At 35.3% G+C, this 15,724-nt stretch carries 16 protein-coding genes; 1 reads left to right on the forward strand and 15 read right to left on the reverse strand.

The genetic code is table 11. The annotated features are described in order from the left end of the window. Positions 1–70 precede the first annotated feature (70 nt). The 5 genes from recG to JOC75_RS06440 all read right to left on the reverse strand — a co-directional run bounded on the left by recG (position 71) and on the right by JOC75_RS06440 (position 6,064). Entirely contained in the window at positions 71–2,116 is a 2,046-nt protein-coding gene (gene recG, locus JOC75_RS06420; RefSeq protein ID WP_204953531.1) for an ATP-dependent DNA helicase RecG, read from the reverse strand. Positions 2,117–2,120: 4 nt separating this feature from the next. Continuing rightward, entirely contained in the window at positions 2,121–2,999 is an 879-nt protein-coding gene (gene sdaAA / locus JOC75_RS06425; RefSeq protein ID WP_204953211.1) for an L-serine ammonia-lyase, iron-sulfur-dependent, subunit alpha, read from the reverse strand. Between the two features lie 44 nt (positions 3,000–3,043). Continuing rightward, the gene (gene sdaAB, locus JOC75_RS06430; RefSeq protein ID WP_204953212.1) at positions 3,044–3,706 is read right to left on the reverse strand and encodes an L-serine ammonia-lyase, iron-sulfur-dependent subunit beta; all 663 of its coding nucleotides are present in this window, start codon (positions 3,704–3,706) and stop codon (positions 3,044–3,046) included. A gap of 307 nt (positions 3,707–4,013) precedes the next feature. Further along, positions 4,014–5,684, reverse strand: coding sequence for a DAK2 domain-containing protein (locus JOC75_RS06435; protein ID WP_204953213.1), 1,671 nt, complete (start codon positions 5,682–5,684; stop codon positions 4,014–4,016). Between the two features lie 17 nt (positions 5,685–5,701). Beyond that, entirely contained in the window at positions 5,702–6,064 is a 363-nt protein-coding gene (locus tag JOC75_RS06440; RefSeq protein ID WP_146946743.1) for an Asp23/Gls24 family envelope stress response protein, read from the reverse strand. A 279-nt stretch (positions 6,065–6,343) separates the two neighbouring features. Between JOC75_RS06440 and rpmB the strand changes: the two genes are divergently transcribed. Further along, on the forward strand, positions 6,344–6,532 hold the full coding sequence (gene rpmB / locus JOC75_RS06445; protein ID WP_046514638.1) for a 50S ribosomal protein L28: 189 nt from the start codon (positions 6,344–6,346) through the stop codon (positions 6,530–6,532). Between the two features lie 230 nt (positions 6,533–6,762). Here rpmB and spoVM read toward each other — a convergent pair whose 3' ends face one another. The 10 genes from spoVM to fmt form a co-directional block, all read right to left on the reverse strand. Continuing rightward, positions 6,763–6,843 (reverse strand): stage V sporulation protein SpoVM, encoded by an 81-nt coding sequence (spoVM, locus tag JOC75_RS06450; protein ID WP_003328987.1) that lies wholly within the window; start codon positions 6,841–6,843, stop codon positions 6,763–6,765. Positions 6,844–6,999: 156 nt separating this feature from the next. After that, positions 7,000–7,644 carry a thiamine diphosphokinase gene (locus JOC75_RS06455; protein WP_204953214.1) on the reverse strand — a complete coding sequence of 215 codons (645 nt, stop codon included), beginning with the start codon at positions 7,642–7,644 and terminating at the stop codon, positions 7,000–7,002. A 75-nt stretch (positions 7,645–7,719) separates the two neighbouring features. Continuing rightward, positions 7,720–7,896, reverse strand: a complete 177-nt coding sequence (locus JOC75_RS06460) for a hypothetical protein (protein ID WP_168714468.1) — start codon at positions 7,894–7,896, stop codon at positions 7,720–7,722. Positions 7,897–7,996: 100 nt separating this feature from the next. After that, entirely contained in the window at positions 7,997–8,650 is a 654-nt protein-coding gene (gene rpe / locus JOC75_RS06465) for a ribulose-phosphate 3-epimerase (protein WP_204953215.1), read from the reverse strand. 1 nt (position 8,651) lies between these two features. Then, the gene (gene rsgA, locus JOC75_RS06470) at positions 8,652–9,536 is read right to left on the reverse strand and encodes a ribosome small subunit-dependent GTPase A (RefSeq protein WP_204953216.1); all 885 of its coding nucleotides are present in this window, start codon (positions 9,534–9,536) and stop codon (positions 8,652–8,654) included. A 76-nt stretch (positions 9,537–9,612) separates the two neighbouring features. After that, the gene (gene pknB / locus JOC75_RS06475) at positions 9,613–11,586 is read right to left on the reverse strand and encodes a Stk1 family PASTA domain-containing Ser/Thr kinase (RefSeq protein WP_204953217.1); all 1,974 of its coding nucleotides are present in this window, start codon (positions 11,584–11,586) and stop codon (positions 9,613–9,615) included. Then, positions 11,580–12,338: a Stp1/IreP family PP2C-type Ser/Thr phosphatase gene (locus JOC75_RS06480; protein ID WP_204953532.1), complete on the reverse strand. Its 759-nt coding sequence runs from the start codon at positions 12,336–12,338 to the stop codon at positions 11,580–11,582. Before JOC75_RS06480 ends, pknB begins: the two co-directional genes overlap by 7 nt. A gap of 5 nt (positions 12,339–12,343) precedes the next feature. Further along, positions 12,344–13,441, reverse strand: coding sequence for a dual-specificity RNA methyltransferase RlmN (rlmN, locus tag JOC75_RS06485; protein WP_420828003.1), 1,098 nt, complete (start codon positions 13,439–13,441; stop codon positions 12,344–12,346). Positions 13,442–13,443: 2 nt separating this feature from the next. Next, entirely contained in the window at positions 13,444–14,796 is a 1,353-nt protein-coding gene (rsmB, locus tag JOC75_RS06490; RefSeq protein WP_204953219.1) for a 16S rRNA (cytosine(967)-C(5))-methyltransferase RsmB, read from the reverse strand. Beyond that, positions 14,786–15,724, reverse strand: a complete 939-nt coding sequence (gene fmt / locus JOC75_RS06495) for a methionyl-tRNA formyltransferase (RefSeq protein WP_204953220.1) — start codon at positions 15,722–15,724, stop codon at positions 14,786–14,788. The genes rsmB and fmt overlap by 11 nt, the downstream gene beginning before the upstream one ends.

Genomic DNA, 15,724 nt, shown 5'->3' on the forward strand with positions numbered 1-15,724 from the left:
TAGGTAATCTGTTTACAAACATAGCTCCAATAAGGTATACTTCGTACTTTTAGAAATGAATTTATGTCTCTCAATCTAATTTTTCTCCATCAAGGATACCGGAGTGAGTTAACTGTATTCTTAAACCAGCATATTTTTCATCTATCCAAAATGCATCTGATCGCACTAGCTCTACAGCATCTTGTCTTGCAACCTCTAAAGCACGATAATCATGCACCATATCAGCAACTTTAAACACTGGCATTCCACTCTGTTTTTTCCCAAAGAAATCTCCAGGTCCTCTAAGCTCAAGATCTCTTTCAGATAAAACGAAACCATCATTCGTTTCCGTCATAATCTTCATTCTTTCTTTACCTGTTTCCGATTTTGGATCTGCAAGTAATATACAATACGATTGTTCACTGCCTCTTCCAACTCGTCCACGTAGTTGGTGCAGCTGTGATAACCCAAAACGCTCCGCATCATAAATCACCATTGTTGTAGCATTTGGTACATTTACCCCTACCTCTACAACAGTGGTTGACACTAATACATGAACATCATTTTCACTAAAGCTTCGCATTACAGCGTCCTTTTCATCTGAGGATAACCTACCATGCATAAGTCCCACTTTATATCGATTTTGAAAAAATTGAGTTAGCATACTATGAACATCCAATGCATTTTGTACATCTAACTTTTCAGATTCTTCTATTAAAGGACATATTACGTATGCTTGACGTCCTTTTGCTATTTCTTTTTCAATAAATGTTAAGATTCGATCTAACATATCTGGTTTAACCCAATATGTTTCAATTGTTTTTCTACCAGCAGGTAACTCATCAATGACTGACACATCCATTTCTCCAAAAGCAGTAATAGCAAGAGTCCGAGGAATAGGTGTTGCTGTCATAAACAAAACATCGGTGTTTGCTCCCTTTTCTCGAAGCATCCGCCTTTGTTCAACACCAAATCGATGCTGCTCATCTGTAATGACTAATCCTAGCTTATGAAAATGGATTTCATCTTGTATTAAAGCGTGAGTACCTATTAATAATTGAATATCATTATTCTTAAGTCTTTCTAACAACTCTTTTCTTTTCTTTCCTTTAACAGAGCTAGTTAAGAGAGCAATGTTAATATTAAATGGTTCAAACAATTTATACAAAGACTCGGCATGTTGTTCTGCTAGTATTTCAGTTGGAACCATTAATGCTCCCTGATATCCTGAAAGTATAGTCGCATATATTGATATTGCTGCTACTACTGTTTTACCTGAACCAACATCTCCCTGTAGCAGTCTATTCATCCGATAAGGTGATTTCATATCATTCAATATTTCATCTATCACTCGTGATTGTGCCCTTGTTAAAGGAAAAGGCAATGCTTTAATAAATAGGTTTAGATCATCTTGTGAATATTGTTGTTTCAATCCTTTAGATTGTTCTCTTTGGACCTTTCGTAAAGCCTGCATTTTCAATTGAAACAATAGAAATTCTTCATAAACAAATCTTCTTCTAGCTTGTTTTAAGTTTGTCTGCTCAATTGGAGCATGCATTGTTTGAATAGCAACTTTTCTTGTCATAAGTTTATATTTTTGCAAAAGCTCGGAAGGAAGTATCTCATCGATCTCTTTGAAATATTCCTTCATAGCAATTGAAATGAACTTTCTCATTCCTTTAACCGTTAACTTCCCTCTTACAGAATAAACCGGCTCTATTCCAGATGTTTCCTTTTTTGGTCCGAAGTTAACTTCTTGGGCTGTTATTGTTTGTCGATTTTTATCCCATTTTCCAGTAACAGTAATTGTTGAATTCAGGATAAGCTTACTTTTAAAATAAGGTCTGTTAAAACACACAACGGAAAGCAAATAGCGTCCTACTAATAATCTAAACGTGAGTCTCGAACGTTTTTTTCCAAAGTAAGTAAGATTCGGTTCACTGTGTATAACACCTTCAACAGTAACACGTTCATCATGTTTAACTTCTTCTAAATCTTTTAGACTATTGTCGTCATAACGATAAGGAAAATACTCAATCAAATCATTAATCGTATAAATCCCCATATCTTGCAATAGTACTGCTGTTTCTTCTCCTACTCCTCTTAAGGTAGTAATTGGTTCTACTAGTCTATTTATCACGTTATTTTTGCGAATCCCCGAAAATCTTGGCCTTAAGTTGTTGACCAGTAGGAGTCGCTGCTAACCCCCCTTGCGCTGTTTCTTTTAAAGCATTTGGCATCATCTGACCTATTTTAAACATTGCATCAATTACCTCATCACAAGGGATTCTACTTGTAATTCCTGCTAAAGCCATATCTGCCGCAACCATTGCATTCGCAGCTCCCATAGCATTCCTTTTCACACAAGGAACTTCTACTAATCCAGCAACAGGATCGCAAACAAGTCCAAGCATATTTTTTAACGTAATTGCCATTGCAGTTGCCGCTTGACGTGGTGATCCACCCGCTAACTCGACTATGGCAGCTGCTGCCATGCCAGAAGCAGATCCTACCTCAGCTTGACAACCCCCAGCTGCACCTGATATTGAAGCATTGTTGGCGATAACAAAACCAAATGCACCTGATGTAAATAAAAACTCAATCATTTCTTTTCGGCTAGGGTTCAGCTTATTTTTGACAGCAAAAAGTGTACCGGGAACAACACCGGCAGAACCAGCTGTTGGTGTTGCACAAATCGTCCCCATCGCTGCATTTACTTCGTTAGTCGCAACTGCTTTACTTACCGCATCAAGGATCGTGCTTCCTGATAGAAACTTCCCCTCATCAATATAAGATTGTAATAGTACAGCATCTCCTCCAGTTAAACCAGAATGTGATTTAACTCCTGCTAAGCCTCTTTCAACCGCTTGTTCCATAACAACTAAATTACGTTCCATTTGTGCCATAACATCTTCACGTGTTCTATTTGTTACGTTACACTCCTGTTGAATCATTATTTCCGCAATTTTGACGCCTTTATTCTCAGCTAGTGAAACAAGCTCTTCCACATTTCGAAACATAATGATTTCTCCCCTCCATATGCATTTATAATCATTCTGTAAAGCTAATCATCTATTTTAGTTACTTGTAATATATTTGGTAAGGTTTTTAACTCTTCTAAAACGTCTTTACTTAAATTTTGATCTGTTTCAATTGTCATCAATGCTAGCTGACCAACTTCTTTTCGAGAAACATCCATATGCCCGATGTTGATCGCATGTTTTGCCAGTATATTTGCAACAGAAGCAATTGCACCGTAACGATCATTATGAACAACCAAAATAGCAGGATGATTTCCAGAGAGCTTCAATTCAAAACCATTAAGCTCAGTGATCTCAATCTTTCCACCACCGATTGATACTCCAACTAACTCTAATTGACCGTAATCATCACCTATAATCAATCTTGCAGTATTAGGGTGATCTGTAATCGCATCTTCTTCAATAAAGGTTATCTTTATTCCTTTATCTTTCGCTATTTCTAAGGATGATTTTATTCGTTCATCATAGGTATCGAAATCCAACAAACCACCAATTAGCGCAATATCTGTTCCATGACCACGATATGTCTGTGCAAAAGAGCCATATAGCGAAATCGTTGCCCACTTTGGTTCCCGATCAAATAAGGTTCTTGCCACCCGACCAATTCTTGCCGCACCCGCAGTATGGGAGCTAGATGGGCCAATCATAATTGGACCAATAATATCAAAAACACTTCGATATTTCATTGTTAATCCTCTCCTCATTTTCATATCATTAAAGGTAAAAGAGTGAACCAAGTGTATAAATTGATTTATAAATTTAAGTGAATTTAATGTATTGAGTATTTAAAAACATTCTAATTCTTAGTTTAACAGATTTTACTCTCAACGGTACTTAGACAAAAATAACTATAAAATATTTATTTATTCAAATATTTCAATGAATTAATAAAAAACAAAAGAAAACCCGACACGTGGCCGAGTTTTCTTTTGTTTTTTAATTAAGCTGTTTTTTGTGCTTTTGTAATTCTAGTTTTCAGAAAAGAGCCTTTAATTATTCTACTGAGAATATATAAGAATACAGAGGCTGTTCACCTTTATGAACCTCAACCTCGACATGATCAAATTTCTCTTCAGCAAACGTGACAAGTTTTTCAACTTCTTCATCATTTGCATCTTCACCTTGAATGATTGTTAAGATCTCGTCATCTTCAGTAATCATTTCAGAGAGAAGTTTTTGAGAAGCTAATAATTGATCACGTTCAGTCAAAACAATTTTCCCATTTGAGATTCCCATAAAGTCACCTTTTTCAATATCAAGGCCATCTATATTGGTATCTCTAACAGCGAATGTAATTTGACCGCTCTTTACACTACTTAAAGCATCAACCATTGTCGACTCCACATCACTTGGCTCTGCAGTTGGATTGAACGAAAGTAGGGCCGCCATTCCTTGTGGAACAGTTTTAGAAGGAATAACAATCACATTCTCATCTACTACAGAAGCAGCTTGCTGTGCCGCCATAACGATGTTTGAATTGTTCGGTAATATAATAATATTATCAGCATTAACCTCATGTATGGCTTTCACGATATCCTCCGTACTAGGATTCATCGTTTGACCACCTTCAATGACCATGTTTGCGCCAATACTTCTAAATAATTCTGCTATTCCACTACCCATTGAAACTGTTACAATGCCAAACTTACTTCTTTCTTTTTTTGTATCCTGCTTTTGTGGAAGGTTCTTATCTGCTTTTTCACCAACGATATCTGTATGCTGTTGACGCATATTTTCAATCTTCATGTTAATGAGATTACCATATTTCTGTCCATATGATAGAACATCACCTGGGTGTTCAGCATGAATATGTACTTTTGCAAGATCCTCATCAGATATAACTAACAAAGAATCTCCAAATTCACTTAAATCATTACGGAAAACTTCTTCATCAAAAGTTTTTTTACCATCTTCAAAACGGACCATGAACTCAGTACAATAACCAAACTCGATATCTTCTGTATTCATATGACCTTGAACATTTTTATGATGCTCAGCGTTTACAAGATCATCCATTGAAAGTCTATTTGCATTAATCTCTAACTTTTCACCTTTTAAGATTGCCAAGAATCCTTCATAGACAAAGACTAATCCTTGTCCACCACTATCTACAACACCAACTTCTTTTAAAACAGGAAGAAGATCAGGTGTACGCTTCAAAGAAGCTTCAGCTTCCTTTAATGTAATTTCCATCAATTTATCAATTGATGATTCAGTTTCTGAAGCGATTACAGCAGCTCTAGCAGCATCTTTTGCAACTGTTAAAATAGTCCCTTCAACAGGTTTCATTACAGCTTTATAAGCAGTATCAACACCAGCCTGTAGTGCATCAGCAAATTCAATAGCTGTAATTGTTGCCTTTGATTCTATAGATTTTGAAAATCCTCTAAATAATTGAGATAAAATTACTCCTGAATTACCTCGAGCACCCATAAGTAAGCCTTTTGATAACGCTTGACCAACCTTACCAATATGATCTGACTGATGGTTGCGAACTTCTTTAGCTCCTGATGTTATCGATAAATTCATATTTGTTCCAGTGTCTCCATCAGGAACAGGAAAAACGTTAAGTGCATCGACTAATTTTGCATTATTCGATAGGTGGTCTGCACCTTGCAAGATCATCTCTGCAAAACGCTTACCATCTAAGGTTGTAATTGACACAGGTAATTTCCTCCTTACTATGGGTTCGAAACACGAACTCCTTGTACAAAAATATTAACGGAATCAACAGAAAGTCCTACTGTCTGATCTAATGTATATCTTACCTTCGTTTGCACGTTATGTGCGACCTCAGAAATTTTTGTACCATAGCTGACAATAATGTACATATCAATATTAATTGAATCATCATCTTGGCGAACAATAACACCCTTGCTAAAGTTCTCTTTTCTAAGAATCTCTGTGAAGCCGTCTTTTATTTGATTCTTTGATGCCATTCCAACAATACCGTAGCAGTCGATTGCGGCACCGCCCGCAACAGTTGCAATGACCTCATTGGATATATCAATTTGTCCGTACTTAGTTTTTAATTCAATGGACATGATGGTTCCCCCTTTGGAATTGTTCGCACTGGCTATAGCTATTTTACTATAAGCAACTTCATTTTAAAAGCGATTATAAGTCCGAAGTGAAAAAAGCAGACATCCTTATTATTATACAACAACATCAAAAATACTATGTCAAGGAAAAATTCTTGAAAGGAGTCCATCAGAAGTATTGCATTCTAATGGTAGTTATGATAAATTATTAAAGTATCTCATGGCTATGTACATGACTATCGTAAAATATGTAAGGTTTTTTTGTAGTAAGGAGGGAATAACATGGCACGTAAATGCGTTGTTACTGGTAGAAAGACACGTTCAGGTAATTCACGTTCTCACGCGATGAACGCTAACAAACGTACTTGGGGAGCAAACCTTCAAAAAGTTCGCATCTTAGTTAACGGTAAACCTAAAAAAGTATATGTATCTGCTCGCGCTTTAAGATCTGGTAAAGTTGAGCGAGTTTAATTCATTTTAAACTTACTTGATGAACATTCAAAAAGAAGGTAGCGAAGCTATAAAACTTTTATTCAAATAAAGATTTAATTGCTTAACGATCAGCTTTTTGAAAGAACCTATAAAGCAGAAAACATGAATGATAGCTTATCTTAGTAGCTAACTGCTACTTTGTTTCATATTCATACAATATTAAACGAATAAGCTAAGAAAAAAGCACCGAACATAACGGTGCTTTTTTCTTAGTCTTTTTTAAACGAACCGAGCATCGCTCGAACTATTCCTCCTAAAAACTTCGGTAATTTGATCGTATAGAATTTCATTGTTTCCCTCCTCAACCAAATCGATTAAACAAGTTTTTGCTAGCTTGTTCAAAGGTGTTTTTACTACGTCATAATCAAAAATATAAATCAGTTCTCTAGCATTATATTCAAGTTTCTCAAAAAAATGACGCCTATAACCACTTTGGACAAACAATGCTAATCACAGCTTCTTATCATTATTAATATGCCATCTTCAAAAGAAAAAGTACCTACTTCATGAATGAGTTCATTACTAATACATAATGTTGACCCTAATCCAATATGACAATTTTTTAAAGGATACTTAAAACCCTCCAACGATATTCCCTTCACCTCTAGGCTTATCGGGATAAATGATGTATATTTTTTATCTGTGTCTTTCTTTATTGTATATGTACCAGGAGTATGAAGCGTGATACGATTTTGTTGATCTATTATTTCTATTTCTGTTTCACTTTTTATTGAGTGAATTAACAGGTGAATATTTGCGAGTAAGTGGTCAATTCTCCCGCCTGTTGCGCCAAAAATTTTAATACTTTCCGGATTTTGATTAATAGACCATTCTAATGCAATTTCTGTATCAGTTTTATCTTTTTCTGGAGAGAAGATTGCAACCTCTTCAATACTATCTACCAGTTCGTTCATTTCCGATGAAGAGATTGAATCAAAATCTCCAAAGGCATTATGAATTGGTAACCCAAATTCCTTTAAGTATGTCACTCCTCTATCTACACCTATCCATGTAACTTCATCAGTATGGTAATCTTCTATATTTGCTAAATATTCTCTAGGACCACCTGCAACAATCGCAATTATCATCATTGTTTCTCCTTTATTACTTTCGTTAATGACATTGATATGAAAAAAGCCTGACATATAAATATGTCAGAGCTTGGTTTAAAATGAGCTATCATCATAATCATACCTAAATCCATCATTTTGAGCAGAAGAATTTTTGTCTAACTTCTTTAATACCGATTCATACTGTTCTATTTCCTCGTAATCAGTACTATTTATAGCTGCTGTCTTTAAGGCTTGTTCAATGATAGCCAAATCATTTTTTGAAACGTCCATTAAAACCCTCCTTTTAAAATTTCGACTTAAGTCTAGTCTTTATTAGGATGGGAATTAAATCGTTTTTTATAAATTTTTTTAAAGAATCTTATTTCTTGTGTTATTTCGTTGTTTCCTTTAAATCTTGAATCGCTTTACGTCTATCAGCTTTATTAAAAACTGCAGAACCTGCAACAAGAACAGATGCCCCTGCTTCAACTACTAGCTTTGCTGTTTCTTCATTAATTCCACCATCAACTTCAATCTCAATAGATAAGTTTCTAGTTTTAATTATATCAGACAATTGTTTAATCTTCGGTACTACTTGAGGGATAAAAGCTTGCCCTCCAAAACCTGGATTAACAGTCATTAACAACACCATATCAATTTCCTCTAACACATGGAGAATTGATTCGATCGGTGTATGAGGGTTAAGAACAACACCTGCTTTTATACCCTGGGACTTAATCAATTGTATTGATCGATGTAAATGCCTGCATGCTTCGACATGTACAGTAATGATATCTGCACCTGCATTAGCAAATTCTTCAATATATAAATCAGGCTGTTCAATCATTAAATGCACATCAAGTGGCAATTTAGTAATAGGACGAATTGCATTAACTATTAATGGACCAATTGTAATATTTGGAACAAAATGACCATCCATAACATCTACATGAATATAGTCAGCACCAGCTTGTTCTACTTCTTTAATCTCTTCTCCCAATTTTGCAAAATCTGCCGATAAGATTGACGGAGCTATCTTTATCATATTAGTACCTCGGCTTTCTATCTTTTATTTCTTCTAAAAATGTTACATAATGGTCATACCTATACTGTGGGATCTCTCCATTATCAAGTGCTTGTTTTACAGCACATTTTGGTTCTCTTATATGTGTACACCCTCGAAATTTACAGTCACTGCTTCTTTCTCTCATTTCAGGAAAACAATATGATAGATCTTCTACCTCTATTCCAGTAAAATCAAGCGAGCTAAACCCAGGTGTGTCTGCAACAAAACCATTTCCTACAGATATTAGTTCAACATGTCTAGTTGTATGTTTTCCCCTACCAAGGTGTGAAGATATGTCGTCGGTTTTCAAGTCAAGATCCGGCCTTAACACATTTAATAAAGAAGATTTACCAACACCAGATTGACCAGCAAATACAGAAATATTGTTTTGTAAAAGTGGTAAAAGATCTTCATCAACAGTTGACTCTACTGTTGATGTTAACAATACTTTGTACCCAATATCTTCATAGTCTTTTGCGTAGTTGTGAACTTTCTTTTTCACTTCTTCTGAAGAAATAAGGTCTGACTTACTAATGACAATAAGCGGTTCAATATCATTAGCCTCTATAAGTACAAGAAAACGATCTAAAAGAGTTGGACTAAAATCTGGTTCAACAGCAGAAAATACTAGTATTGCTTGATCCACATTGCTTATAGGTGGTCTTACTAGTTCATTCTTTCGCTCAAATACTTCAAGAATATAACCTTCTTGATCATTTTCCGCCTGATACTTCACCTCATCTCCTACTAAAGGAGAAATATTATTTTTGCGGAAAATACCTCGACCTCTACACTGAACTAATCTACCTTGATCTTGCACATAGTAAAAACCACTAAGAGCTTTTACAATTTTCCCTTGTGGCATGGATAACCTCCTCGATGGTATTTCACCATTTGATTTCTTATAAGGTAATCATAGCTATCAAAATTTAAAATATCAATTAATCGACTGGATAGGGTATTGTTTTAGAAGTAACAACCTTATTATCAACAATAATTTGATAAAACGCACTTTCACTAGGATTAATCACGAATTCTAATTTTCTTTCTTGGGTACTAGTTATTTTAAAGGTATCGTATGGTTCAGAGATTGAATTTTCAGCATCATCAATTAATATTGACACTTCTAATTCCTGACCTTCTTCAGTTGGTTCATATGGAATGACAACTGTTTCTGACACAGTTTTAGGCGGCTTAGCTTTTGGACCTAGAGAATAAACAAGAGATAGATTCGTACCCTTTTGAACCTCCTCACCAGCACTTGGTGATTGCGAGATAATTTGACCTTCTGGTACTTCTTCTGAATGAACCTCTGACACACTTGCGTTAAATCCTTCTGAACTGATATACTCATCAACCTGGCTTTTCGTTTGCCCTTTCAAGTCTTTAACTTTAATAAGCTTCGGACCAGCACTAACAGTAAATTCTATCGTATCTTCTGAAGGTATCACATAATCTCCTACCTCAGGGTCTTGAAAAAGAATAGTTCCAGCTTGTGCAGAGTCATGTGTTTCTTCTTTCACTCTTATATCTGTGAATCCATTCATTTCAAGTATTGATTTTACCCGATCAATGTTTCTGTCCACATAATCATCTAATAAAACTTTTTCTTTACCAGTGCTTTCGTGTATGATAACTGTTGAACCTTCTTTTACTACCGTATTCGCTTCAGGATCTGTTTTAATAACATAACCTTCTTCTATTTCTTCATGAGCAACTAGTTCTGGATCACCAACTTCAAAACCTGCTTCATATAAAATACTTACAGCATCTTCATAAGATTTATTTGTTACATCTGGTACTTCAATATCCTTTGGTAAGAATAACGATGGAATGACTGTAACAGCAGCAATAGCAGCAAGTCCCAGTATCACAAAAAGTGTAATAATAAAAACACCAAGTTTGCTTTTTTTCTTTTTGGGCTTTTTGGTCTTTTTACTTTGCTTCTTATTATCATTAGATTGATTATTTACTGGAGGACGAACTAGAGTATCATCCAATTTGTTTTTTTCAATCGTGTCATTCGTAATAATCGGTATGGCTTTAGTCGCTTCATCGTCATCAGGAATGGTAAAACGTTGTTCTGAAATTCTACTCACTTCAAACACAGTTTCTAAGTCTTTTTCCATTTCTTCTGTAGATTCATAGCGATGAAATGGATCTTTAGCTGTTGATTTTAAAATTATATTTTCCAGGCTTTGTGGAATATCAGGATTCCATCTTTTTGCTGATGGTGTTTCAGACTGTAAATGCTTTAGGGCTATCGATATAGCTGACTCCCCATCAAATGGCAAACGACCTGTTAAAAGTTCAAATAACACAATACCTATCGAGTAGATATCTGACTTTTTATTAGCTAATCCACCTCTTGCTTGTTCAGGAGAAAGATAGTGTACAGATCCTAATACTGAGTTTGTTTGTGTGATAGTTGTTGAACTTAATGCCATAGCAATTCCGAAATCTGTCACTTTTACATTTCCATGATGATCGATTAAGATATTATGAGGCTTAATATCTCGATGAATGATTTGATTATCATGTGCATGTTGAATAGCTGCTACAATTTGAAGCATAATATTTACTGCTTTTCTTGGATGTATTGGGGCAAATTGTTGGATATATTGCTTTAGTGTTTGTCCCTCTACGTATTCCATTACTATGTAATAAACTCCGTCTTCCTCACCAACATCATATATACTAACAATATTAGGGTGAGCTAGACTTGTAGCAGATTGAGCTTCTCTTCTAAAACGTTTAATAAATTCATCATCGTTGGAAAAATCAAAACGCAATACCTTCATTGCTACTTCTCGTTCTAGAATCATATCTTTAGCTAAATAGACATTTGCCATTCCGCCGCCGCCAATTACTTCTAGAATTTTATAACGACCACTGATTCTTTTGCCAATTAACACGGCTCTTCACCTAATTCATCATGCGTCGCCTTTTTAATAACAACTAAAGTAATATTATCCTCTCCACCATGATCATTTGCTAATTGCACTAATGTAGTTGCTGTTTTTGAAAGGTTATCATTATTTGTCAATTCTTTTTCCATTGTTTCGTCTGTAATCTTGTTTGATAGTCCATCTGAACATAATAAAAGAACATTATTTTCTTCAAATTCAATCGTTTTCACATCTAGCTCTACTGTCTGTTCAGTACCTAGTGCTCTTAATAGTACATTTTTCCTTGGATGATGTTCTGCGTCTTCCTTAGAAATTTGACCTGATTTTACTAATTCATTTACTAGAGAGTGGTCCTGTGTAACCTGTTTATAGCCACTATTATTTAATAAATAGCAACGGCTATCACCAATATGACCTATTGTCGCAAAGCTAGATGTCACGATTGCACCAACAATTGTTGTGCCCATACCTTGACATTCCGGGTTCTCAATAGAATGCTCATATACAGCTTTATTTACTACTGCTACCTTATCTCTAAACCAAGTTTCAGCATCTTGTGGTCCATCAATTTTCTCAACTTCATTCCATAATGACTCGAATGTTGAGATTGTCATTTGGCTCGCAACATCTCCAGCCAAATGACCTCCCATACCATCAGCTACAATGGCTAAAATCCCAACATTATTTTCAAATACACCAACACTATCTTCATTATGCTGTCTTACTTTTCCCCTATCAGATAAATAAGCTCGTTCCAAAGCGGTCACCTCGTCTCCTCTTTACGCTCCTTAGCTCGTAGTTGTCCACATGCTGCATCTATATCATGGCCTTGTTCTCTTCTTGTTGTTACATTTAGACCATGCTTTTTAAGCGTATCTTCGAATAATGTAATTTGTTCTTTCGGCGTACGTACATAATTTCTTTCAGGTACATAGTTTACTGGAATTAGATTAATATGACATTTTAGCCCTTTTACAAGTCTAGCTAGTTCTTCAGCATGTTCAACTTGATCATTTTCTCCACCAAATAAACCATACTCAAAACTTACTCGTCTACCTGTTTTATCAACATAGTACTTAACAGCTTCCATTAAATCTGGTAATTTATATGCACGATTTATCGGCATAAGCTTAGAACGCAATTCAGAATTAGGTGCGTGCAATGAAATGGCAAAATTAATTTGTAATTTCTCATCCGCAAACTTATAAATTTTTGGAATAATACCACTTGTAGATACAGTGATATGACGCGCACCAATGTTAAGACCATTATCATGATTGATGATTTTAAGGAATGACATCATTTCATCGTAATTATCAAAAGGTTCACCTATACCCATTATTACAACATGACTTACTCGTTCTTCAAATTCATCAAGAGCCTGCTGTACTTTTACAACCTGAGCAACAATTTCTCCAGCTTCTAGATTTCGTTTTAATCCACCTAAAGTTGAAGCACAGAAAGTACATCCAATTCGACAGCCCACTTGAGTTGTTACACAAACAGAATTCCCATATTCATGTCTCATTAAAACAGTTTCAATTGAATAACCATCATGTAATTCAAAAAGAAACTTTATTGTGCCGTCCTTTGATGTTTGTTGAATCAGTGTTTTAAGAGTTGTAAGCGTAAAGTTTTCATTTAATAATGTTCTTAAGCTTTTTGATAAATTTGACATATCATCAAAACTTGTAGCTCGTTTAGTATATAGCCATTCGAAAACTTGATTTGCTCTAAACGCTTTTTCTCCATTATTTTTTAGCCAATCCTCTAATTCATGTAATTCCAAAGAATAAATCGACGGGTTTGCTTTACTTTCTTCGTTGTCTTTCTTCGTTCTCGTTGTTTTTGCTTGTTCCAATTTTAACCCTTCTTTCGTAAACATACTATATAAAATCCATCTGTTCCAAAATAATGAGGCAATAGCTGGATCTCTCCGTCTTGATAATACGGCTGTAGCTTTTCTGGTAATAAATCCTTTACGGCTATATCACGTTCAAATTCTGGATGAGTATCTAAAAATGCTTGTACAACATCATGATTTTCTTCATGATCGATTGTGCATGTACTATAAACTAACACACCATCTCTTTTTAATAAAGGGGCAACAGCATGTAAAATGTTTTTTTGAAGCTCAGCAAGCTTTAAAATATCATCTTCAGTTTTAGTATATTTAATATCAGGCTTTCTTTTGATAACGCCAAAACCAGAGCAAGGTGCGTCAACTAAAATTCGATCAAAGCTTTCTTTCTCAAATTTTTCTCCAGCTAACCTGCTGTCTAATGCCTCAGCTTTTATATTTTGGAGATTTAAACGCTCTGCCTGTTGTTGAATTAGTTTCACTTTATGCTCATGTAGATCTAGTGAATGAACAGTACCTGTTCCACCCATTCGTTCTGCTATATGAGTAGATTTACCTCCTGGTGCCGCACATGCATCTAATACAAGATCATTTTCCATTGGATTTAACGCCCGTGCTACTAACATGGAGCTTTCATCTTGAATGGTTAAGAGTCCATCAGAAAAAGCCTTAGTTAATGCAAGATTTCCCTTTAAACCTTTAATAGCATCCTCTGATAAATCTCCTTTTTCAACCGCAATCCCATTTTCAGACAAGATTTGCACAAGCTCTTTCACAGAATTTTTCATTTTATTAACTCGAGCAGTTTGAGTAGGAGCCTTTAAATTTTCTTCACACATTTGTTCAGTTTCTTGATAGCCGAACTGCTTTACCCACTTTTCTACTAACCATTTTGGATGACTAGTTTGTATTGATAATCTTTCAATAGGGTCTTCGATGTTATTAATATCTGGAATACCTTCACGTTGGACCGTTCTTAGTACTCCATTAACAAAAGAAGAAATCCCTTTATGTCCCCGTTTTTTTGCAACTTCTACAGCTTCGAAGAAAATAGCCCTCTCAGGAACTCGATCAAGATAAACCATCTGATATATGGATATACGAAGCAGTATTTGCACCCATGCTTCAATTTTCTTCGCCTTTTTTAAAAATCCAGCTAAGAAATAATCTAACGTTTTTTGTCTTTGTAAAGTTCCATAAACAATCTCAGTTAAAAGGGCAATATCCTTGTCCTTAACATGGTGCTTTTTTATCATTGTGTTCAATAGTAAATTGCTATACGCTTGATTTTTCTCGATTTGAAGCAATGTTTCTACTGCAACATCTCGAACATTCATTTGCTTTTTATTCGTCATTTTGTAATTTATCTCCAACTGAAATAGTGGTCCCTCTTAAAAAGTCTTCTCCACTCATCTTCTTTTTTCCTGATGGCTGCAGCTCAGTGATTTTTATCGCTGTTCCATTGCCAGTTGCTACAACAAACCCATCTGTATCAATACCAATTACAGTACCTGGTTTTGCATCATTTTTATTTGGCATCTTTTCACTCCACCATAGCTTAAGGACCTGGTTGTTTAACATTGTAAAAGCGACAGGCCAAGGATTCAGTCCTCTAATTTGATTGTATATTTCTTCTCCTGTTTTACACCAATCGACCTTTTCTTGTTCTCGCTTAATGTTTGAAGCAAATGTTGCTTGTGAATCGACTTGCTTTATAGGTGTAATCTTTCCCTCCAATAAATTAGGGATTGTTTCTAGAAGTAATGTTACACCTGCTTGACTTAATTTATCATGTAAAGACCCAACAGTATCACGTTCTTCAATTTCAACCTCTACCTGTGTCAGAATATCACCTGCATCAAGCTTTTCTGCCATATACATGATTGTTATTCCTGTTTTTTTCTTACCTTGGAGGATTGAATAATGTATTGGTGCGCCTCCTCTTAATTCAGGTAGAAGAGAAGCATGAACATTTATACAACCGTACTTTGGAGCTTCCAATAGTCCTTTTGGTAGTATTTGACCAAATGCTGCTGTAATTATTAGGTCTGGCTTTAATGCAAGAACATCAGCAACTTCATTCCGTATTTTTTCTGGCTGTAGAACTGGTAATTGATGTTTCTCAGCTTCTACTTTTACAGGAGGTGGTGTTAATGCCTTTTTTCGACCTTTAGGACGATCTGGCTGTGTAACAACACCAACTATATTATATCCTTCATTAACAAGACTTTTCAAAACCGGTACAGAAAAATCTGGTGTTCCCATAAAAACGATTCTTGTCAT

The sequence above is a fragment of the Metabacillus crassostreae genome (assembly GCF_016908395.1).
GTDB classification, from domain to species: Bacteria; Bacillota; Bacilli; order Bacillales; family Bacillaceae; genus Metabacillus; species Metabacillus crassostreae.